16 protein-coding genes are annotated in these 23,422 nt (G+C 43.9%); 6 read left to right on the top strand and 10 right to left on the bottom strand.

Going from position 1 to position 23,422, the window contains the following annotated elements; translation table 11 throughout:
- The first annotated feature begins 123 nt into the window (after window positions 1-123).
- Window positions 124-1,287, top strand: a complete 1,164-nt coding sequence (nhaA, locus tag OCV44_RS08555) for a Na+/H+ antiporter NhaA (RefSeq protein ID WP_139685775.1) — start codon at window positions 124-126, stop codon at window positions 1,285-1,287.
- A gap of 366 nt (window positions 1,288-1,653) precedes the next feature.
- Here the strand turns inward: nhaA and OCV44_RS08550 are convergent, their stop codons facing one another.
- The gene (locus OCV44_RS08550) at window positions 1,654-2,265 is read right to left on the bottom strand and encodes an OmpA family protein (protein WP_032499588.1); all 612 of its coding nucleotides are present in this window, start codon (window positions 2,263-2,265) and stop codon (window positions 1,654-1,656) included.
- A complete protein-coding gene (locus OCV44_RS08545) occupies window positions 2,265-3,572 on the bottom strand; it encodes a TolC family outer membrane protein (RefSeq protein WP_139685774.1) in 1,308 nt (435 codons plus the stop codon). Before OCV44_RS08545 ends, OCV44_RS08550 begins: the two co-directional genes overlap by 1 nt.
- A gap of 301 nt (window positions 3,573-3,873) precedes the next feature.
- Here OCV44_RS08545 and OCV44_RS08540 point away from each other — a divergent pair, with 301 nt between their 5' ends.
- The 3 genes from OCV44_RS08540 to OCV44_RS08530 all read left to right on the top strand — a co-directional run bounded on the left by OCV44_RS08540 (window position 3,874) and on the right by OCV44_RS08530 (window position 11,089).
- A complete protein-coding gene (locus OCV44_RS08540; protein WP_139685773.1) occupies window positions 3,874-7,683 on the top strand; it encodes a VCBS domain-containing protein in 3,810 nt (1,269 codons plus the stop codon).
- A gap of 438 nt (window positions 7,684-8,121) precedes the next feature.
- Window positions 8,122-8,751, top strand: coding sequence for a TetR/AcrR family transcriptional regulator (locus tag OCV44_RS08535; protein WP_009847073.1), 630 nt, complete (start codon window positions 8,122-8,124; stop codon window positions 8,749-8,751).
- Window positions 8,752-8,806: 55 nt separating this feature from the next.
- A complete protein-coding gene (locus OCV44_RS08530; protein WP_139685772.1) occupies window positions 8,807-11,089 on the top strand; it encodes an acyl-CoA dehydrogenase in 2,283 nt (760 codons plus the stop codon).
- Window positions 11,090-11,142: 53 nt separating this feature from the next.
- On the opposite strand, the gene OCV44_RS08525 is transcribed toward OCV44_RS08530, so the two are convergent.
- A complete protein-coding gene (locus tag OCV44_RS08525; protein WP_261900921.1) occupies window positions 11,143-12,519 on the bottom strand; it encodes an IS4 family transposase in 1,377 nt (458 codons plus the stop codon).
- Between the two features lie 291 nt (window positions 12,520-12,810).
- Here OCV44_RS08525 and fabV point away from each other — a divergent pair, with 291 nt between their 5' ends.
- Window positions 12,811-14,013, top strand: a complete 1,203-nt coding sequence (fabV, locus tag OCV44_RS08520) for an enoyl-ACP reductase FabV (protein WP_009847071.1) — start codon at window positions 12,811-12,813, stop codon at window positions 14,011-14,013.
- Window positions 14,014-14,237: 224 nt separating this feature from the next.
- Here the strand turns inward: fabV and OCV44_RS08515 are convergent, their stop codons facing one another.
- The 4 genes from OCV44_RS08515 to OCV44_RS08500 form a co-directional block, all read right to left on the bottom strand.
- Window positions 14,238-15,920, bottom strand: a complete 1,683-nt coding sequence (locus OCV44_RS08515; RefSeq protein WP_139686305.1) for an aspartate:alanine antiporter — start codon at window positions 15,918-15,920, stop codon at window positions 14,238-14,240.
- Between the two features lie 188 nt (window positions 15,921-16,108).
- Window positions 16,109-16,951 (bottom strand): IS3 family transposase, encoded by an 843-nt coding sequence (locus OCV44_RS08510; RefSeq protein ID WP_139686331.1) that lies wholly within the window; start codon window positions 16,949-16,951, stop codon window positions 16,109-16,111.
- Window positions 16,948-17,457, bottom strand: a complete 510-nt coding sequence (locus OCV44_RS08505) for a helix-turn-helix domain-containing protein (RefSeq protein ID WP_139686330.1) — start codon at window positions 17,455-17,457, stop codon at window positions 16,948-16,950. Before OCV44_RS08505 ends, OCV44_RS08510 begins: the two co-directional genes overlap by 4 nt.
- A gap of 143 nt (window positions 17,458-17,600) precedes the next feature.
- Window positions 17,601-17,864, bottom strand: coding sequence for a GrxA family glutaredoxin (locus OCV44_RS08500; protein ID WP_009847069.1), 264 nt, complete (start codon window positions 17,862-17,864; stop codon window positions 17,601-17,603).
- 525 nt (window positions 17,865-18,389) lie between these two features.
- Here OCV44_RS08500 and OCV44_RS08495 point away from each other — a divergent pair.
- Entirely contained in the window at window positions 18,390-19,691 is a 1,302-nt protein-coding gene (locus OCV44_RS08495) for an iron-containing alcohol dehydrogenase (protein WP_139684889.1), read from the top strand.
- Between the two features lie 128 nt (window positions 19,692-19,819).
- Here OCV44_RS08495 and OCV44_RS08490 read toward each other — a convergent pair whose 3' ends face one another.
- From OCV44_RS08490 to OCV44_RS08480, 3 genes are all read right to left on the bottom strand, one after another.
- Window positions 19,820-20,674 (bottom strand): MurR/RpiR family transcriptional regulator, encoded by an 855-nt coding sequence (locus tag OCV44_RS08490; protein ID WP_004734686.1) that lies wholly within the window; start codon window positions 20,672-20,674, stop codon window positions 19,820-19,822.
- A 359-nt stretch (window positions 20,675-21,033) separates the two neighbouring features.
- Window positions 21,034-22,677 (bottom strand): pyridoxal-dependent aspartate 1-decarboxylase PanP, encoded by a 1,644-nt coding sequence (panP, locus tag OCV44_RS08485; RefSeq protein ID WP_139684888.1) that lies wholly within the window; start codon window positions 22,675-22,677, stop codon window positions 21,034-21,036.
- A 117-nt stretch (window positions 22,678-22,794) separates the two neighbouring features.
- The gene (locus OCV44_RS08480) at window positions 22,795-23,322 is read right to left on the bottom strand and encodes a hypothetical protein (RefSeq protein WP_139684887.1); all 528 of its coding nucleotides are present in this window, start codon (window positions 23,320-23,322) and stop codon (window positions 22,795-22,797) included.
- Window positions 23,323-23,422 lie beyond the last annotated feature (100 nt).

Genomic DNA, 23,422 nt, shown 5'->3' with positions numbered 1-23,422 from the left:
TTTGTAGGAAAAACCGAAGTTAAACATCTGAAGAAGTGATTATCTATCGATAAAGCTTGGCTATACACTCTAGGCTATTCTTTGTTATTCGTTTATTTAAATAATAAATATAAGGGCGAAATCATGACCGACGTCATCCGTGACTTCTTTAAATTGGAATCTGCTGGCGGCATCATACTAGTCATCGCTGCGGCGATCGCAATGTTTGTAGCAAACTCACCACTGAACGAAATGTACCAAGGGGTACTGCAAAGCTACGTTCTTGGTATGTCTGTGTCTCACTGGATTAACGATGGCTTAATGGCTGTCTTCTTCCTTCTAATTGGCTTAGAAGTTAAGCGCGAACTTTTAGAAGGCGCATTAAAGTCTAAAGAGACAGCAATCTTCCCAGCTATCGCAGCTGTCGGCGGTATGCTAGCTCCTGCACTTATTTACGTGCTATTCAATTCAAGCAACCCTGAAGCGCTTCAAGGTTGGGCTATCCCAGCAGCAACTGATATCGCATTTGCATTGGGTATCATGGCTCTTCTTGGTAACCGTGTACCGGTAAGCCTGAAAGTATTCCTACTAGCGTTGGCAATTATCGATGATCTAGGTGTTGTTGTTATCATTGCACTGTTCTATTCAGGCGACCTATCAACGCTTGCACTTACAGTTGGTTTCATTGCAACTGGTGTGTTGTTCATGCTAAACAACAAGCATGTAACTAAACTGAGTGTTTACCTTATTGTTGGTGCAATTCTGTGGTTCGCAGTATTGAAGTCAGGTGTTCACGCAACATTGGCAGGTGTAGTCATTGGTTTTGCTATCCCACTGAAAGGCAATAAAGGAGAGCGTTCTCCGCTGAAACACCTAGAACATGCTCTGCACCCATACGTCGCTTTTGCAATTTTGCCAATCTTCGCTTTTGCAAACGCAGGTATCTCACTGGAAGGTATCTCAATTTCAAACCTCACAGGTATGCTACCGCTTGGTATTGCTATGGGTCTATTGGTGGGTAAGCCACTGGGTATCTTCCTATTCAGCTGGGGTGCTGTGAAAACGGGCGTAGCTAAGCTTCCTGAAGGTGTGAACTTCATGAACATCTTCGCGGTATCTGTGTTGTGTGGTATTGGCTTTACGATGTCTATCTTTATTTCATCGCTAGCATTTGGACCAACGAATGCAGAGTTTGATACGCTTGCTCGATTAGGTATCCTGATGGGATCGACAACAGCTGCAATTCTGGGTTACATCCTGCTACGTATTTCTCTTCCGAGTACGAAGCAACAAGAAGTAAAACTATAATCAGTAACGGGCTCGCTTAAACTAGCCAGCCCAATAATGAACAACAAGAATTGATCATATGAGTTACTACTGAGGCTCATGTGATGACAAAGAACAAAAAGCCGTGATGGGTAACCCTATCACGGCTTTATTGGTTTTGAAGCTTAAGTGTATGTGTAATATACCAATCGTAGTAAATAACTGGTCACCCTAGCTTGCTAAAACGCTCGATAACAGCGTTAGAATTTTTGATTGTAGAATAACTACTTATCGAAAAATTCTGCCTTGTTCTCAAGCCTTTTCCCTACGCTAATTTTGATCACTTACTTACTGTGATTGGTATAAAATAACTTACTTTACACCTTACATCTCAGTGACAATGTCACGCTACTTTTCTAGTGTGGTAAAAATGGTCCACTCTTCAACGATCTGTTCACTTAACCCAACTACAGTCGCGGTTACCTTACGGTTCAGTGCGTGTGAAGTAGGGTCGTCACCATCGTTTTCTAAGCGTTCTTCACCATAGCCAACAATTCTCACGCGCTCCGGTTCTATACCATTAGAAAGTAACTCGTCTTGCACATTGTTTGCTCGTTTCTTTGACAAGTCCAAGTTGTACTCGTTGGAACCCACTTTACTGGCGTAACCTTGAATCTCAATCGACGCACTTTTGTAGTTTTCAAGAAACTCTGCCATGGTGCTAATCTGGCTAGAAAATATTGGGTTTACTTCAAATGAGTCATGAGCAAAGAGTATTTTTAGTTGTCGTACTTCTTCTGCTCGAATTGTTTCACCACAGCCATCATTGTCGACTTGTGATGTTTCTGGTGTACCAGGGCAGGTATCTCGCGCGTTTACTACACCATCTTTATCATCGTCTTGCAGATCGGCAATTTGTTCAGCTTCGGGCGTCTCGATGTAAGCTTCTCGCTGCTGATTGGAGCAGGCAAATAAAGTCATCGTTAATACGGGAAGTAATAAGTAAGTTATTTTCATCATTAATACTCCACGGCCGTTGTCCACTCTTCTGGTATATCAACCAGCAGAGCATTCAATAAAGAACCTGTAGCGTTCATCACTCGGTATTTAGCGTACTGCTCCGAATAATGGGCATCCAGATAATCTTTGCGGGCTTCAAACAGTTCGTTCTCAGTATTGAGCAGGTCAAGCAGAGTACGTTTACCTATTCGGTATTGTTTTTCATAGGCGATAACGGTTTCTGAAGCTGAATCAACATGGTCGGACAAAAAGTTTTTCTGTTGCAGTGTGAGATCTAAGGCGCTCCATGAGAGGCGAAGTCCTTCTTCGACTTGGCGATAAGCACGATCTCTAAGATCTTTCGCCTTATTGAGTTGGTAAGCAGAAGCTTCTGAATTGGCGCTGTCTGTACCACCATTGTACAAGTTATACCGCATTCTCAGCATTGCGAGCGTTTCTTGACTTGAACCTTCATCGCCTCCTGCATCATCACGCCATGACTGAGACGCTTCTATAGAGAATGTAGGGTAGTTTACGCCTTTGGACTGTTTGTATTGAAAATGTGCTGCGTCGACATCTGCCGCCGCTATTTTAATTACAGGGTGTTTATCTAAAGCATCAACTAGGGCATCTGACAATGACAGTGGAATCCAAGATATATCGGCCCTTGGGTAAATTAGACCTAGCGGTTCTTGTCCTACGACTCTTCGAAATTGGGTATGTGTGTCGATCAAATTATTCTGGGCGGCTAATAAGTTACCATGAGCTTTTGCAATCCTAGCTTCTACTTGCGAAACATCTGCGGTGGAACCTATGCCTGAATTGGCTCGCTTTTTAATGTCTTTATAGATTTTCTTGTGTACGGCAAGGTTACTTTCTGACAGTGCCAGCACCTCCGTCGCTTTTACGGCGTCGAGATATATTTGAGTTACCTCCAGTGCTTTGTCTTCGGCATCTGCTATCAATTGCAAGCGAACCGACTCGGCTTCTGCAGCGGTACGGTCAATATCGTTCAGAGTCGAGGAACCATCCCACAGCAATTGAGTGAGGGAAATCGTTGCTTCCTTTCTTGTTAGATCGGTGTCTGGACCGTTATTGGGTGCAGGGTTTATACCTTCGTAACCAATACCGGCATCAAGGTCGATACTGGGCCTGTATGCCCCACCAGAGGCGTCATTACGTTTTTTAACGCTTACATATTCGTTAAAGATGCTTTTTATCTCTGGATTCGTTGCCAAGGTAATAGCCACAGACTGCTCCAGAGTTTGAGCGTTGAGTGGTGTTGCAGCAACTAAGCAACACATTATGGATAATTTAAACAATTTCAAAGTAGCTCTCCTTCTACTTTCAATGCCTCATCCGTTTCCCAACCTACGTTTACCGTTGAATTGAGTGAATGGTATTAAACGAAGCTTAGGACATTTGCAAAAAAATGCGAAGTTTGTAGGTTTTTTTTTGAATGTAAGTCGCTATTGCCATTGACTAATTTAAAAAGCATCACATTTCCATACTTTTAGTGAGTTGATTATCAATAGTGTCACTACTAAATTTATTGTAGGAAATAGCCACAGCGCAGAGTGGGATTGGATCCGCGTTTGGTGTGTTCTGGGCAGAAGTGGGAATATGGATATGGGAAGTATCAACCTAAATATACTAGGTCTTGCGAACGGGGTTGTAGTGCTGGACGCTCAAGGCCAAGTTAGACGTTTGCCTCCGGGCGAGCAACCAGCTGCTAGCGACGTCGTTGTCACTATCGAAACAAGTGAAGAGAGCGTGCCAAATGTTTCGGCACGGTTTGTCGATGACCGAGGCCAGCTAAACTTGCTAGACACTGATGATGCTATTGTTCAAGTTCAGCGTGCTATTGAAGAAGGATTTGATCCAACAGAATTGGGTGATGAGTTCGATACCGCCGCTGGTGAGCAAGGCTCAAGTCTAACCAACAGTGGTAGAATTGAACGTACAGGGGCTGAAACTCTAGCTTCCACGAACTTTGAAACTGACGGACTTGAATCTCAAGGGCTGTCCGAAACTCAAAGTATTGCTCTTTTCGATATCATTGCTCTTGCGCTTGTTTCAGGTGAAACCAACGTTATTGAGTTTGAACAGGATGAGCCTATTGAAACCGGGGGCGCTTTAACCAGCGACGATCCGGACGTTACCTTTATCGCCAAAGAGGCGGAAGGTCAGAATGGGTTTGGGTCTTTTGTCGTTAATGAAGATGGTACGTGGACATTCGTGGCCAACAGTCCATTTGATGAACTTGCTGACGGCGAGCAAATTCAAGATACGACGACAGTACAAACCTCCGATGGTAGCGAACAAGTCATCACCGTCACCATCATTGGTACTGATGATGCGGCAGTCGCTACCGATGATTCGGGCAGTGTGACTGAGGACATTGATGTAGATGACATCACCAATCAATTAGTGACGTCTGGTCAGGTCGTAATTACAGATGTAGACAGCGACACTCCTACCTATTCAGCTGACGGTGAGTTTAACCTCGTAGGTTCAACAAACGAATCACAGCTAGGCGTATTGAGCATCGACCCTGATGGTGCTTGGACTTACGTAGTTAACAACGACGATGTTCAGTACTTGGATGACGATGAATTCGTTACTGAGGTTTATACCGTGACAGCCAGTGACGGTACCACTAGCGAAGTGACTATCACTATTAACGGTGCCGATGATCCATCTGACATAACTGTTGGTGAAGGTGATTCAGACACAGGAGAAGTGACTGAGGATGTGGATGTTGATCAAGAGAGCAACAACTTAGCGACGTCAGGGACGCTAACCATCACCGATGTCGACGATAACGACGTCGCTGCTTTCGAACCAAACGGTGTGTTTAACCCAGAAGGTTCGACCAATGATACCGCTCTGGGTTTTTTGACCATTACCGATGGTGGTGAATGGACTTACGTCGTCAACAACGATGATGTGCAATACCTTGACGACGATGAGTTTGTCACCGAGGTTTACACGGTTACTGCGATTGACGGAACCACAAGTGAAGTAACCATCACCATCAATGGAGCTGATGATCCATCCGAAATTACTGTCGGGGAAGGTGACTCAGACATGGGGGAGGTGACGGAAGATGTCGATGTTGACCCGGAGAGTAACGACTTGATGGCGTCGGGAACACTAACGATTACCGATGTTGATGCTAACGATATCGCGGCTTTTCAACCTAACGGAACGTTTAATCCTGAAGGTTCGACCAATGATACTGCGTTGGGTGTGTTGACCATTACCGACGATGGCGAATGGACTTACGTCGTAGACAACGACGATGTGCAATATCTCGATGATGATGAGTTTGTCACCGAGGTTTACACGGTTACTGCGGTTGACGGAACCACCAGTGAAGTAACCATCACCATCAATGGTGCCGATGACCCATCTGAGATTACGGTTGGGGAAGGTGACTCTGACGTGGGTGAGGTGACGGAAGATGTCGATGTTGACCCGGAGAGTAACGACTTGATGGCGACGGGAACACTGACGATTACCGATGTTGATGCTAACGATGTCGCGGCTTTTCAACCTAACGGAACGTTTAATCCTGAAGGTTCGACCAATGATATTGCGTTGGGTATGCTGACCATTACCGACGATGGCGAATGGACTTACGTCGTCGACAACGATGATGTGCAGTATCTCGATGATGATGAGTTTGTCACCGAGGTTTACACGGTTACTGCGATTGACGGAACCACAAGTGAAGTGACCATCACCATCAACGGTGCCGATGACCCATCTGAGATTACGGTTGGGGAAGGTGACTCTGACGTGGGAGAAGTGACAGAGGACGTCGATGTCAATGAAGATACCAACGAACTCTCGGTGTCTGGAACCTTAACGATTACTGATGTCGACACCAGTGACATGCCTGCATTTAAACCTAATGGCGTGTTTACCCCTGTTGGATCTACTAATGCACTTGCACTAGGAATGTTAACGATTACTCCTGAAGGGGCATGGAGTTATGTCGTTGATAACGATGCCGTTCAATACTTGAACGATGACGACACGGTTATTGAGCGATATGTCGTCACCGCCATCGATGGTGTAGAGCATGTTATCGAGATAACAATCAATGGTGTCAATGACGCACCTGAAGCGACCAGCTTTACGGTCGTTAATGATGAGGACGCGATTATACCTATCCTCTTCGATTCTGAAGATGGCGGCATGCCAGATTACATCTCAGATATAGAAGATGATCATGACGACATTCCACTTAATATTCGGATAGAAAGTTTGCCAACCAATGGCAGCCTTTTGTATACCGATGAAAATGGCGTCACGAGAGAAATTGTGCAGTCTGACGTCGACAACGGTGTGTTGTTTGTCCCAAACAATATCAGCTTCGTTGCCGGGCCTGGAGAAATGTTTGAAATGGGCTTCAGTGGTGACCCTGACGATATGCCAGAGCTCGTTGATGGTTTCTATAATTGGGGCGTCGCGGTATCACCAACCGAAAGGCTAATTACCTTAGCTAACGGAAATACCATTACGCTATCGATTGATGACAATAATGACAAACCCCTACAGCAGTATCAAGGTGAGCAGCCACATGTTGGTTATGGGATTGGTGATACTGATGGTAAAGGTATGAACATGCAGGAGACCTTGATCATCGACTTTACCAACAACCCACTTGAAGTGGTTCATTTTGGATTAGATGGTATGGGAGGAGAGTTCAATACCAATAGTAGTGTACATATTGAAGTTATCTATACCTTTGCTGACGGGACAACAGCTAGCGAGCAATACCAAAAAGATGAAGGCGATACAGGCAATCAGCAGATTCTGTACGAGTTTAGCTACTCTTCACCAAGTAATCCGATTGTTGGTATGGAGCTTTCATCTTCCGGTGGTAATTGGGAGCTGCGTTACGTACAAGGTAATGAAGCTGTAACCGATGACCCTCAATTTGACTATGTCGCAGTAGATTCAAATGGCGCTGAAAGTACCGTCGAAACGGTGGTGGTTGATATTGAAGAACCACAACAATATAACGTGATCAGTGCTGCGAGTAATGAGCCTTTATTTGCGGGCTCTGGTAATGACCTGCTGATTGGAGATAGCGATGACAATATATTCACCTGGTTAGACTCTGCGCTCGATAACGGGACCGATATAATTAAAAGCTTTGAGCTTTATACGGAGGGCGCCGGTGATCTGATTGACCTCAATGATCTACTTGAAGACCCACAAGATGAAACTCAAATGGCCGAGCTGCTTGGCATGATTGAAGTGTCTGTTGATGGAGACGATATCGCACTATCGATTCCAATCAGTGGCGGCAGTGATACTCAAACCATAGTGGTTGAAGGTATTGCAACGGAAATGGGAGCTTCGGTTGATCTCGGCAATGATCTTTCGGTGCTAGCCGAGTTAATCAAAAATGATGCTGCCTAGTAGGATCGTGAAATGCTTTGAATTTTAATGTAGTGAAAGCCTTCGGTTTCGAGGGCTTTTTTGTGTCTACTATTAACCTAGAAAAATACCGTGATCTTAGACAAAAAAAAGCCCAAACCAACGTGGTTTGGGCGGATACAAGTATAGGAGTTAATAAGGAAAATGCAGTAATTAAGAAAACAGTGAGAAACAAGTTTGACGGCCTGTTAAACATCTAAATACTCTGTTTTCTACTTAATTTATGACCCTCGATTACCATTTCAGTTCCCCAAAAATTCATTAATTTTCTCTTTTTAATTAAACGCGCCTCTATTCAATCGCTTAGAACGTAATGCTCATAACTGGTACGACCAATTTGTGAAAATGTGATGTTGCTTGCTTGTTAAATAAATGTACTAAGCGTATATTTCAAACAGTTGTTTAATACGAGTGATTGAAATGGCACCAAGAAGTACAACCAAAGACAAAATCTTAGATGTGGCTGAAGGCTTATTTGCTGAGCACGGTTTTAATGACACCTCTTTACGCACAATTACGAGTAAAGCCAATGTCAATCTTGCTTCAGTGAACTACCACTTTGGCGATAAGAAGACTCTGGTTCGTGCGGTACTCAATCGTTACTTAGAAGCATTTATGCCAGCATTGCAAGATGCGCTAGTGAACTTAAATTTGAACGAAACGTATTCTATGAGTGATGTGTTTGAGTCTTTAAGACAGCCGCTAAGGGCACTGAATGATGTAAGGCCAAATGGTACCAGCCGATTTATGTTACTCATCGGTCGAGGCTATACAGATGTGCAAGGTCATTTGCGTTGGTTCATTACTACTCGTTATAGCGAAGTACTGACTTTGTTTACCAACTCAGTAATGAAAGCCAATCCAAACCTCACTCAAGAACAGTTATTTTGGCGATTGCACTTCACCCTAGGGACTTGTGTATTCACCATGGCATCTAGCCAGGCTCTAATAGAAATTGCAGAGAATGACTATGACAGAAAGATAGATGCTAAGGCAGTGGTCGATATTCTTATTCCATATTTGGCCGCTGGCATGTCAGCAAAAGAATAAAACAATAAAAAGCAAAACATTCACAAACAATATAGTGAACAAAAGGATCTGAACTATGAGCTCTCTAAGACAAAAATGGGTAAGTGACCCAGCTTTTAAACTCTTTAAAAAAGTACTACCACCCCTATCTAGCACCGAGAAAGAAGCGATGGAAGCGGGTAGCGTGTGGTGGGACGGAGAGCTGTTTTCTGGTAAACCAGATTTCACTAAGCTACACCAATATCCAAAACCACAGCTGACAGCAGAAGAGCAATCGTTCATGGACAATGAACTTGAAACTCTACTCGCTATGCTTGATGACCACAAAATTGTGAAAGAAGACCGAGACCTTCCTGAAGAGGTGTGGAACTTCTTACGCAAAGAGCGTTTCTTCTCGCTAATTATCGCGAAAGGGTACGGCGGCCGTGAATTTTCGGCGCACGCCAACTCTACAATCGTAACTAAGATTGCAACGCGTAGTATCAGTACTGCGGTTTCGGTAATGGTTCCAAACTCTCTTGGCCCTGGTGAGCTGCTGTCTCACTACGGTACTCAAGATCAAAAAGATTACTGGCTACCTCGTCTTGCTGACGGTACAGACATCCCTTGTTTCGCACTAACAGGACCTGAAGCAGGTTCTGATGCAGGTGGTATCCCTGATGTCGGTACAGTGTGTATGGGCATGTACGAAGGTAAAGAGACACTAGGCATCAAGCTTAACTGGAACAAGCGTTATATTACTCTAGCACCAGTGGCGACGGTACTTGGTCTGGCTTTCAAATTGCACGATCCAGAAAAGCTACTGGGTGACAAAGAAGATATTGGTATCACTTGTGCGCTTATCCCTGCAGACCACGAAGGTGTTGTGATTGGTGAGCGTCATGATCCACTTGGTCTTGCGTTTATGAATGGCCCAACACGCGGTCACGATGTATTTATTCCTATGGAATGGCTAATCGGTGGCGCAGATTACGCAGGTAAAGGCTGGCGCATGCTGGTGGAATGTCTGTCTGCTGGTCGTGGTATCTCATTACCCGCACTTGGTACGGCGATGGGCCACCTTACAGCGAAAACGACCGGCGCATATGCTTATGTTCGTAAGCAGTTCGGTATGTCGATTGGTAAATTTGAAGGTGTTGCAGAGAGCTTAGGCCGTATTGGTGGTTTAACGTATCTATTAGAAGCGACTCGTACACTGACAACCACTTCACTTGATATGAAAGAGAAGCCGGGTATTGTAACGGCTATCGCCAAATATCACATGACAGAAATGGCACGTACTATTCTGAATGACTCAATGGATATCCATTCAGGTCGTGCAATTCAAGATGGCCCAATGAACTACTTGGCTGCGCCTTACCTAGGTATTCCAGTTGCTATCACAGTAGAAGGTGCGAACATTCTAACTCGTAACCTGATGATCTTCGGTCAAGGTGCGACACGTTGTCACCCATACGTATTGAGCGAAATGGAAGCGGCAGCGAATCCAGACGAGAAGCAAGGTGCAAAAGACTTTGATAGCTTGTTGTTCAAGCATATCTCACACGCAACTAAAAACACGTTTGGCGCATTTGGTGCAGCACTGACTGGCTCTAAGTTCATTAAAGCCGACATGAGCGGTCCAACCAAGCCTTACTACCAAGATTTGACTCGATTGAGCCGTGCGCTTGCAGTGAGTGCGGATTTCGCAATGCTGACGCTAGGTGGTGAACTGAAACGTAAAGAGCTTATCTCTGCACGTTTGGGTGATGGTCTGAGTTACCTATACATGGCGTCTGCTGCGCTTAAGAAGTATGAAGACGAAGGTCGTCAACAAGCTGACCTAGATTACGTACATTACGCGGTTCAACATTGTTTCCATAATGCGGCTAAGTCGCTGCAGGAAGCGTACAGAAACTTCCCGAACAAGATGGTTGGGAAAGTGCTGAAAGGTCTCGTTTTCCCGGTAGGTAACCACTTTGAAAAACCAAGTGATAACCTAACAGTTCAACTAGCAGAGAGTTTGATGACTCCAGGTGCACACCGTGAACGTCTGACTCACCTTTGTTACATTGGCAAAGAGGAAGATGATAGTGTTGGCCTTATGGAGAATGCTTTCAATGCGATGTACAGCATTAAACCTTTGGAGCGTAAGATCTTCAACGCAGTGAAAGAGGGCAAAGTGGCTCGTAAAGGCTTGCTGGCAGATAAACTGGCTCAAGCACTTGCTGCTGATGTTCTGACACAAGAAGAAGTCGACCAAATTGTTGCTGCTGATAAACTACGCTACACAGCGATTCAAGTTGACCACTTCAGTCATGATTTTAGTGAAACTTTGACGCGAAAAGAGTTAAAACCTAAGCTAAATAGCGTTGCTTAGATAAAGAAATGATTAAAGGCACCTATCAGGCTGTCTCTTGATCACAAGTCTGGTTAATCAAGAGACTTAGCGAGTTCATACCCTTCAAGGATGGTTTGTAACCTAAACCATCCTTGCCATAACGTCTTTATAGAAGCGCGACCTGTTCGCTTGGTATTCTTCCAACCACCTAACCGAGCAATACCGTTGTAAGCCCATGATATATTAGGCGCTTCTTTCGGTAGTTTTTTACTCTCCAACTTGAGCCACATTAACTTCCACGCTTTGCCTTTTAATACCTGCTCACAACTGGTCTTAGATAACTCGTCTGATTCATTCATAAACCTCAACTGGAGTAACCGAGTCGCGATAAAAGCCAAAACGACGCTGAGCCTTTCTAAGTTATCCTTACTTTGCATTCTCAGTTGCTCAACTTCAGTCCCTTCACTTTTCCAGACTTTATGAAAATCTTCTATTAGCCAGCGCCGCTCATAATAACTGACGATTTTGAGTGCCTCTTCCTTGCTCGTTATCGGCTCTGAAGTCAGTAAGTGCCATGCGAGCTTATTATCACTCTCTCCTTGTTCTATACATCCCACGTAGTAAAGCGGAATGTTATCGAACTCTTTCTTGTTAGCAGGAGACTTGAGTGTCACGGGGGCATATTTGATATCTAAATGAGCCTTGCGAGCTTTACGACCGCCTTTTTGCGGTATTTCGAGCACTTTCTCTCCGGCTGATAACAGGGTAGAGGCATAGCTATAAAGACGATTATCATGCTCTTCAATACAGCGGCTTTGCATTGAGCGAACGAGGAATCTCTGTTGTTGCTCTCGCTTGTAAGTGAGGTATTCAAATAGGTCTGCTTCTCTATCACACACAGAAATGACATCCGAAATTTTATCGCCAAGTCGCTCAGCGACATGGCGAGAGGCTTGTTCCCACTTATAACTTTCTTTCTCTTTGTATGGTCGAGTCGCATGCTGGTGCCTTTGACCTCGCTTTTCTATATCACGAGTCCAGCGCTGTTGTTCAATTAAACCAATAACAGATTGAGTATCGGGAGCAAAAAGTAAGGTTGAGTGTACGAACATGGCGCGATGTCGATTGCCTTGATTGGAATGCCCGAGTTCATCTCGAATGCTACGATGGGAGTAACTGAGAGAAGTGGTGTCTTCTAAGGCAAGAAGTGTTTGTTGCTCTAATGCTTCTTGTGCGGTGACATAAAAACCCGCTTCTGCGATATCTTCTGCTTTGATTTGCTCATTACGGATGAAGCGATAAGCCCCTTCCATTTCAGCAGGGGAGATAATGAGTTTCGAGACGGGTACACCAGGTTGCTCGGCCAGTGAGGCTGCGAGAGCAACGAGTCTTTGAGTGCGTCTAGGGTCATTAAGGTGGGCTTGACCGAACTGTTTTTGTGCCCAAAGGGTAGGCTCTATATAGGTCATGATAATCATCCTTGTCATTGCTTAGATGATCAGATCATGAAACCTAAAAATAGTTCAAAAAAAATCCCTAAGCGTGGCTTAGGGATTTGTGTATAAGAGACAGCCTAATAAGGTGCCTTTTTTGTTTTTGTCGTAGAAGTCGCAATAGAAGCGTTAACAAATGGTGACTTAGTCGGCAAATATCAGTTGAGTGCTCCAACCACTTGCATTTTCACCACATTTTTACAGAAATTAGATGCCATTTGCGCACGAAACTCTTATCCTTAACCTGATTTTTTAAGGAAGTTGAATATGATCATCAAACCTCGAATTCGCGGATTCATCTGTACTACAACACATCCAGTCGGTTGTGAAGCTAATGTAAAAGAACAAATTGCTTACACAAAAGCTCAAGGCCCAATCGCAAATGCACCTAAACGTGTACTCGTTGTTGGCTCTTCAAGTGGCTACGGCTTGTCTTCACGTATTGCGGCTGCATTTGGTGGCGGCGCTTCAACTATCGGTGTTTTCTTCGAGAAAGCCGGTACTGAGAAAAAGCCGGGCACAGCTGGTTTTTACAACTCAGCAGCGTTCGATAAGCTAGCTAAAGAAGAAGGCCTGTATTCAAAAAGCCTTAACGGCGATGCTTTCTCTAACGAAGCTAAACAGAAAACAATTGACCTTATCAAAGAAGATCTGGGTCAAATCGATATGGTTGTGTACTCACTGGCATCTCCAGTGCGTAAAATGCCAGAGACTGGCGAAGTGATTCGTTCATCTCTAAAACCTATCGGCGAAACGTACACATCTACAGCAGTAGATACAAACAAAGATGCGATCATCGAAGCAAGCGTTGAGCCTGCTACTGAAGAAGAGATCAAAGACACTGTTACTGTTATGGGCGGTGAAGATTGGGAACTTTGGATTAACGCACTTTCTGAAGCGGGTGTTCTAGCTGACGGTTGTAAGACTGTTGCTTACAGCTACATCGGTACTGAACTAACGTGGCCAATCTACTGGGATGGCGCGCTAGGCAAAGCTAAGATGGATCTAGATCGTGCAGCGTCAGCGCTTAACGAGAAGCTAGGCCAAACTGGCGGTACTGCGAACGTTGCTGTTCTTAAGTCTGTTGTGACTCAAGCAAGCTCTGCTATTCCTGTTATGCCTCTTTACATCGCAATGGTGTTCAAGAAGATGCGTGAAGAAGGTATTCACGAAGGTTGTATGGAACAGATTTTCCGTATGTTCAGCCAACGTCTATACAAAGCAGATGGCAGCGCAGCAGAAGTTGATGAAGTGAACCGTCTACGTCTAGACGACCTAGAACTTCGTGATGACATTCAAGAGCATTGTCGTAACCTATGGCCTCAAATCACAACTGAAAACCTAAAAGAACTGACTGACTACGTTGAGTACAAAGAAGAGTTCTTGAAGCTGTTCGGTTTCGGTGTTGACGGTGTTGATTACGAGGCTGACGTTGAGACAGCTGTTGAATTTGATGTAGCTGACATCTAATTCACAAATCAAAGTACAACGAAATAGGCGCTCATTGAGCGCCTATTTTTTTGTCTGTAGTTTGAGAAAAATGACGAGCTGATTTGAGATGCACAGAGTTCTAAAAACAGATGAGATAGATAGGAGAAAGAGAAGAATATGACGGGCAATAAAAAATGCACTAACTCAAAGATGAATTAGTGCATTTTAAATATCTAATCTAAAGCGTTATAACGCTGAATAAACTAGCTAATGATAATGATAAAGGTACCCGCTAAGGTCATCAATATATTGGCTATCGCGTACGTACCCGCGTAACCCAGTGCTGGAATAGTTGAACGAGCGTGGTCGTTTACTATGTCCATTGCCGGAGCACAGGTTCGTGCGCCAATGATGGCTCCAAAAAGAAGAGCTCGGTTCATCTTCAGTGCGTAAGCGCCAACTAGGTAAGCGAAGAATACCGGAAGTACACTCACGATAAGTGCTATACCGATAACTTGTGGACCCACTTGGGTCAAATGCTCAAATATCTTACCACCGGCGCTCAAGCCGATACCGACCATAAAGAACATCAAACCGAGATCTTTGACCATATTCAACGCCCCTTGAGGAACGTAGCCGAAGGTAGGGTGGTTTGCTCTTAAGAAGCCAAGCATGATGCCCGATAGAAGAAGCCCAACGGCATTACCTAATCCAAAAGAGACTTGACCGAATGTCATGGTTATCAAGCCAAACAAAATACCCAGAATGAAGAAACTACAGAAGGCCATTAAATCGGCCATTTGGCTATGAATAGAGATGAAACCAATTTTTTCTGCAAGGCCGTGAACACGGCTCTTTTCACCACTGACTTGTAGTACATCACCTTTAGAAAGTACGATGTTTAAGTCCATCGGCATTTCAATTTGAGCTCTTACTACGCGGTTAAGGAAACAGCCGTATTCGGATAAGTTTAAGTCAGATAAACGCTTGCCCGCGATGTTGTCACTTTTAACGACGATCTCTTCTTCAACGATTCGTAGATCGAGAAGGTTACGGTCAAAAACTTCTTTGCCGTTTCGGAAACTTGGATCAAGACGAGCGTGGCTGTCAGGGAAACCAACCAATGCGATTTCATCGCCTTCTTGCAGAATGGCATCGCCATCCGGGTGGGCAAGAATACCATTACGTCGAATGCGCTCGATGTAGCAGCCCGTTTGACGATAGATGCCAAGTTCACGAAGGTTTTTGCCGTCTGTCCAGGAGATAAGCTCAGGTCCCACACGATAAGCTCGGATAATGGGTAAGTAAACCTTACGCTGACCAGAGGTGCCTAAGCCGCGCTCTTGAGCTATTTGTTCTGCTGAGTCGTGTAGGTTTACTTTCTGGAGCTTTGGAATAAGGCGGGCAAACATAATCATACTGATTAAGCCGACTAAATAAGCCATCGCGTAGCCTACGGATAGGTTCTCTATGACCAGACCCAAGTCCATGTTTCTTGGTACTTCAGCTAAACCTGAATTGAGCGCATCTTGCGCACCAACCAATATCGGTGTTGCTGTTAGTGCTCCAGCCATCATGCCTGCGGAAAGACCGAAACCAAGACCCAAATATTCGCTGCAAAAGTAGGTAAGGGCAATGGCGGTAGAAAGTACAACCAGGCTAAGAATGAGGTAATGCTTGCCATCTCTGAAGAATATACCGAAGAAGTTGGGGCCGGCTTCAATACCTACACAGTAAATGAAGAGCATGAAACCAATTGTGAGAGCGTCGGCGTTAAAGGAAAAGCCAAGATGTCCCATGATAAGAGAAGTAATCAGAACACCGATTGAGTTTCCAAGTTGGAGGCTACCGAAACGAATTTTACCAATGGCGAGGCCAATAGATAACACAACAAAGATGAGAAGGATGGGGTTTTGTTTTAACAGCAAGACAACGTCGATATTCACAGTGATTGCTCAATAATTAGCGTGAAACACAGGATCAGTTTGAGGAATGAATTGTATCTAAATATAAATAAATTATAAGTGCTATTTTCAATTTTATTCGATATTGGCCTTAATCTTACTCCGTTTGAAAAATTGTCACAAAAAAGCCCGCTACAATTGAAGTGACCCCATAAAGTTGGACATTTCTGTTAAGCGGCTTTCAAGGCCTGAGCTCGATATTCTATCGGAGTCAGGCCTTTTAGTTTCACTTTTATACGTTTCGTATTGTAGTACTCGATGTATTCTTTAATTTGCTCTATCAGAGCATCTGCATCTTCAAAGCTTTGATTGTGATACATCTCTGTTTTGAGTAAAGCAAAAAAGTTTTCAGCAACGGCATTATCCAAGCAGTTACCTTTTCTAGACATACTTTGCGTTAACCCACTCTCCGCTACCTTTTCCTGATACTGTCGATGGCGATATTGCCAACCTTGATCGCTATGTATAATTGGCTTTGAGTTGGGTTTAAGCGTTGATATGGCTTCCGTCAGCATATCCGTGACAAGCGGCAAGCAGGCATTTTTGGCCACTCTATAAGCAACCACTTCCTGAGTAAACAAGTCGACCACGGGAGACAAGTATACTTTCTGCTCTTTGACTTTGAACTCCGTGACATCCGTTACCCACTTTTCATCGGGTTGAGTCGCACTAAAATCTCTTTCAAGCACGTTAGGAGCAGCTGTTCCAGATTCTCCTCGGTATGAACGATACTTTTTAATCCTGACCGTCGATTTAAGATTGAGCTGAGCCATAAGCCTTTGAACCGTTTTGTGGTTAAGTGCGAACCCCTGATTTTTTAGTTCCAAGTGAATACGGCGGTAGCCGTATCGACCCTTATGCTCATGATAAATTGACTTTATCAACCGCAGCTCACGTTCGTAGTTATTTGGGCGCTTGCTCGTTTGAGCCTGATAATAAAAGACACTTTTTGCCAGCTGTAGAGTCTGCAGTAAGTGCTTCAATGGATACTTGCCTTTAAGAGTTAGAGCTATGACCGCTTTTTCTTTGTTCGACGGTTTTTTTCCTGCTCCAACTCTTCCAACTTTTTTAGAACGGCATTCTCAGTTCGTAAGTAGACCAACTCCTCTCTTAGCTCCTCAAGTGTCATTTCATTATCAGGCTTAGTGGTACGTTGAGGTTGCTGTTTCATTGAGGGGCTTCCTTTATGGCGTATTTTGAGCCCCTTGATACCGAGCTCATTAAATCGTTTGAGCCAGACAGAGAGTATTCCAGGGGATGAGAGATTTAATACTGCGCTAGTGTGCGTGAGAGACCATTCATTCGTCCACATTAAATTCAATGCTTTTCGTTTTGTCTGAGCAGTAGCAGCATGCTTAGTGGGTAAAAATGAATCAGTACCATGGATGGCAAAGACTTGAGCCCAATACCGTATCTGTCTCGAAGAAATTGAATATTGTTTTGCTAAATCGCGAGATGACGCGCCACCTAAACATTGTTTAGCAATGATACATTTTAGCTCTCGGCTATATTTGGACATAAAAAGACCCCCAATAATTGGAGTCCAACTATTGGGGGTCAGTTCAAATGATGAGCGGGCTCTATATCAATCGTCCAGTCTAACTCTTCTTTTGGTTAGCTGTTCAAGGTGTTAGCGTCGATTCTCGTATGAGAAATTCCCGCTTAGTCGAAAAGACCTAGGTTTTCTTTTGCGTATGCTTCAAATTCTGTGCAGCCGCCGATGTGGTCTTGGTCGATGAAGATTTGTGGCACTGTGTCTACAGGTTTACCAACAGTCTTTTCTAGGTCAGCTTTGCTGATGCCTTCAGCGTGGATATCAACATAACGGTAGTTGAAGTCATCGCGTTTAGCTTTAAGAGTTTCAGCATGCTCTTTTGCACGAACACAGAATGGACAAGCAGGGCGACCAAAAATAACTACAAACATTTAATTTCTCCTAAATACGGGATGAGGCTCGTTAACTCAGTTATGTTAACTATTCTTTAATGAATGCCACTCAAAATTTCTTAAAACCAACTATGCCTCAATGCCATGGGGAAATAAAGATGGAATTGCCTCTTAATACGATAGGTTTTGCCTATCAGCACAAATATTAATCACAAAAGGGTAGAGTCTTGTTTACTGGCCACTGTCATCGTTAAGCCCCCTCAGTCTTAGAGTGTGAATTACCCCTAAGATTACGACTTTAATCCATCTTTAGTGCGACAAGTTGCACCTTGTCAAAAAAAACAAACATAGAACGAGGCATCCTTTATCTGGGTATGGAACCATATTCGGTAAGCAGCATGATGTAACGACGTTTTAGGGTATTCGCATTTAGGATGCAGAGATTGTGTTGCAAATACGAAGGTCATATTTCAAAAGTTAAATTCCAAAACACCAGTTCCCCAAATCAATTTTCCAATAACCAAGAGCTCGCAGTTTTGTTCGGTCATAGGCGCAGGAGGCACCATGTTTCAATTTATGACATCTACAAAGATCATCTTTGGTGATGGAGCACTTTCCGCTTCATTGTCTCTCTTTAATCAATATGGTTACAGCGTCCTATTGGTTACTGGCAATACATTAGAGCGTACTTCAATTGTAACTGACTATCTCGATGCGCAGAGTATGCGTTACCAGCACATAGCAGTTTCGGGTGAACCCAATATCAAAATGGTTGAAGAGGCTGCCACGTCTGCTCGGCGATTTAAACCTGACATGGTCGTGGCCATGGGTGGAGGCAGTGCGATTGATATGGGGAAAGCTTTGGCGGCGGTTTTACCTAATCAAGGTAATTTATACGACTATGTCGAAGTGGTTGGGCGTAATGTTCCTCTGAAAACCAAACCGCTTCCGTTTATCGCTATTCCAACCACAGCGAGTACAGGTGCAGAAGTCACTAAAAACGCGGTGCTGAAATCAGGGCAAGATCAGGTCAAAATCAGCCTTCGAAGCCCTGACATGCTAGCCGATGTTGCGATTGTTGACCCAACCCTAACTCATGGTACCAATCTGTATTTATCGGGGCGTGGTGCTATGGATGCCTTTACCCATCTAATGGAAGCCTATGTGTGTGGTGAACCCAATTCACTCACCGATATGATCTGTGAGGAAGGGCTACGCAAGTTAAGTAGCTCTGTGGTTAAAGCGTGCGTTTATGATGAGCCTCAAGCGCGTTCTGATCTTGCCTTCGCTTCTATGCTCGGTGGAATGGCAATAACCAATGCCAAACTTGGCGCCGCGCACGGATTAGCTTCTGCGTTAGGTGGCAAGATATCTGCACCACACAGTGTTATAACAGCGCGCTTAGCGCCATTTGTGATGCTAGAAAACATTGCAGTAGCGAAAGAGCAGCAAAGAAACGACATATTAGCGCGTTATCAGCGCATCGCTCAGATAGTGACCGGTAATGCAAAAGCAAAAGAAGAAGACGCGATTGCTTGGTTATCTGAAGTGTTGGACACGTTAAAGCTTCCAAGCCTACTGGAGTTTGGTGTCTGCGAAGCTCAGTTTGATGAGGTGTCTGCCGATGCGCTCAAATCAGTGGCTATTAAAGGAAATCCTTTACCGTTGAATCAAGAGAGGCTTGTACATATTCTTCAGCAGGTTTGTGAGGAGTGCTGCTGTGGAGGGGAATACCATGAGACAGCCTCGATGAATCAAACTGCTCAACTTGCCCCAGAGCAGGCTACGGAGTCGAGTTTTACCATCATTAACTCTTATGCGTCTGAGAACAGTGTTGTAGAGAAAGGCAATAGTTGGACTATTTGACGGTCTTCGATATGTTCGCGGTATAAGGTATTTAAAACAGACAAACAAAAACGGAGCACTAGGCTCCGTTTTTTAATGGCTATCTTTTTGTTCGTATCTAAGAGGCACTTTGTTCGTACCTTAGAAGATTAGAACTGAGAGTACTTTTCGTAACGTGAATCACGAAGTGACTCTTTAACGCGTTTTAGGTTCTCTCTGAAACCAGAACCACGACGAAGCGTAAAGCCTGTCGCTAACACATCAATAACCGTCATTTGAACCACACGACTTGCCATTGGCATGTAAACGTCAGTGTCTTCCGGTACATCCAATGAGATAGACAGAGAACTCGCTTTATCTAGCGGAGAGTCTTTTGCTGTGATAGCGATAACTGTCGCGCCGTTCTCACGAGCTAAGTTCGCAATCTCTACTTGGCTTTTAGTGCGGCCAGTGTGAGAGATAAGAACAATAACATCGTTATCACTGCAGTTAATGCAGCTCATACGTTGCATCACGATGTCTTCGAAACAAGTGATTGGGATATTGAAACGAATGAACTTGTTTTGAGCATCTTTGGCTACAGCAGAAGAGGCACCCAGTCCGAAGAAAGAAATGCGTTTTGCTTGAGTCAGCAAGTCAACCGCACGGTTTACTTGCATCGCGTCTAAACTGTTTTTAGCAACATCTAGACAAGCCATAGTTGATTCAAAAATCTTATGCGTGTAAGCATCTGGGCCGTCATCTTCTTCAACATTACGGTTCACGTAAGGTGTACCGTTCGCCAAGCTTTGAGCTAGGTGAAGTTTAAAGTCAGGGAAGCCCTTTGTGTCTAAACGACGACAGAAGCGGTTAACTGTAGGCTCACTCACGTCAGCCATTTTAGCTAAGGTAGCAATGCTAGAATGAATTGCAGTTTGAGGGGAAGCCATAATTACTTCGGCTACCTTACGCTCAGACTTGCTGAAATTTTCCAGGTTTTTTTGTATTTTTTCTAATGTATTCATAGTGTTCACAAGGGTATAGAGAACAACTTGCTAGTTAATATCTTTTACCAGGGGGTATGGCTGAAACAAATATAGGAAAAGACAAAACCAAACTTATATTCGGTATTGCAAATTCTACTGCATCAAATGGATATCAAGCTAACTAGCACCATAGAGTCAGTATAAACCCAACACACTATTCACTAATACAAAAACACGGCATGAATGCTTAAGAATATGACAAACCTCAACAAAATTTTAGAAAACTACAGAATTGGAAGAGGGTTTGAGCAAAAAGAATGCAAATTGAGTATGAACTGACAGCTAAGTTACATCAAAAAGAAAGAAATTTTCAATTTGATGCAACTAAAATTGAATGGCTATGCGTTGATTAGCTTAACCAGTTTGGTGATTTTACTCATCAAGTTAGGTGCTAGTTTAGAGATTTCACGCTGTTCTTCAAGCACTGAAGAGAGGATATCATTGCCCGTTAGTGGGTTTGCTAATACTACACGGAAAACGATGATTGGCTGATGCGCCCATACTTCGGGGTTTAAACGCGTTCGCGATACAAAAGACTTACCCGTTTCACGCTGCTTCTTCTGAATAAACTTAGTAAGCTCATTGAGTAACTCATTCAATTCGACACGATGTTCAGGCTCAGCTTTAAGCAGTGCTGCTTTGACTGATTCAGGTACATAGCGATAAGTCAGTAGGCAAAGCTCAGGTTCTGAAACCAGTTCGAAGTCGTTCTGCTCTTTAATAAGATCGGCAAAGTAGCGCGCTTTGTTGATGCTCTGGTCGATCAGCAGTTCATATCCAGGACGACTAATGATGTGCATTGAGGCGTAGACCAACATTGCCATACCTGAACGAGAGCCTTCTAACGTATGGCTACCTAAGTCTTTTGAACCTTTACGAAGGATGTATTGAGCGTGATGCTCAATCGCTGTCATCGCATCTGGCTTCTTAAACAAAACCATGCCTGCACCCATAGGGATATAAAGCTGTTTATGCGCATCAATCGTGACTGAGTCAGCCAATTCAATACCATCAAGTAGATGACGATGGTTGTTTGACATTAGAGTCGCACCGCCCCAAGCGGCATCAACATGGAAATGACAATCAGATTCGGCACACACCTCTGCAATGTCTCTTAGAGGGTCGATATTACCGGTTTCGGTTGTACCTGCCACACCAATGACAGCGAATGGCTTTATCTTGTTCTGCTTGAGCTGTTCAATCTTGAGCCTTAGATCGTCTGTACAAATGCGGTTGTCGTTATCCGTCTTAACAGACACTAGACCTTCTTGACCAATACCAAGTACATCCGCAGCTTTTTTCAGAGAGTAGTGACCACGTTCAGAGACTAAGATGGCTAGGCCTTCATAGTCATAGTGCTTCATGGCTTTAAACAGGCCTTCTTTTTCTACGCCTTTGAACGAACCTTGTGCCTTTAGTGCATTGTTACGTGCAACCCAAAGCGCCGTAATATTCGCGATGGTACCACCAGAACAAAACGCACCTAAAGAGTGGTTTGCACTGTGCATCCAGCGAGAATAAAACTGGTCGCTATCTTGATAAATCAGGCGATGTAACATGCCCAGAACTTGACGTTCTAGGGGAGTGAAAGCTTTTGAGGTCTCGATTTTTACTAGATTCTGATTCAACGCAATCATGATTTTAGAAAGCGGCATCAGGAAGTACGGCAACGCAGAGGTCATATGGCCAATGAAACTTGGCGAAGACGTGTGAACCGAGTGAGACACGAGAGAATCGAGGAGATGCTCAGTATGTTCAGAAACAAACTCAGGCTGCTCTGGGATATGAGCATTTGAAAAATCTTTCTCAATTTCACGCAGCGGCTTTTCTTCAGCCACAATGTGTTCACGTAAGAATTGATTCAGGTTTCTTGAAAGTTTGTCTTCAATTTGAGTGAGTGTTGAATCTGGGCCTTCGGGTACTGTAAAGATACGTAGAAGACTGTCGAAGCTAACATCTGCTGTTTTTTGTTCCGTAACCATAGCAAGCGAGTTATTTTTCTTATATTGACGCGAGCGGGATAATCTAAACGAAAACGGGAACAATGTCCCGTCTTAATTATGAAATCCAACTTCCCATAAAGCATAGTAAATTGAGGGTTATTTACACTTAATCGCTTCAAGTTTGGTAATCGACTGGTTGTAACGCTGCAGCGCTGTGTCGATTTGCTTGGGGTGGCTAAGAAGCTCTGCAAAGGCAGAACGTAGCTCGTAGTTTTGAGCGTGAGGCGTTGATTGGCGGTCGTCGAACGTTGTTTTCGCGATTTTACCAAGTTCATCATCACGTGTTGATAGCGTTTTAATGTCGTGTTGTTCTAATTGCAACCAACCTTCTACAGATTGCTCGGTAGCTACTTTGCTTGAATCGTTTACTAGATAGTAGTTTACCGCAGCACGATTAAGTTCAAAGTGGTGCTTACGACCTTCTAGGAACCACTCACTTACTTCTGTTAGCTCTGGGTATTGCTCAGAGGTCAATGCCGCAAGATCGGCATACCAATTCAAAGAAGCGTCGATGTACGCGTCATATTTTTTTGCTTGGCACTGGTTTGTCTCAGACATTGAATCTGCTGCAAAAGAGAAAGTCGAGGTTGAAGCTAGCAGTAATGCGACGCAAAGGCGTTTCATAGTGGTTCCTTTTGTAAGTTTATTCTTTTTATAACTTTGTCGTTACAGATTACCGTGATCATTATTTGTTGAGCAATGACACTTAGTGTCTTTTTATTTC

The organism is Vibrio tasmaniensis (genome assembly GCF_024347635.1).
GTDB lineage: Bacteria > Pseudomonadota > Gammaproteobacteria > Enterobacterales > Vibrionaceae > Vibrio > Vibrio tasmaniensis.
This window is presented reverse-complemented; position numbering and strand designations above follow the sequence as displayed.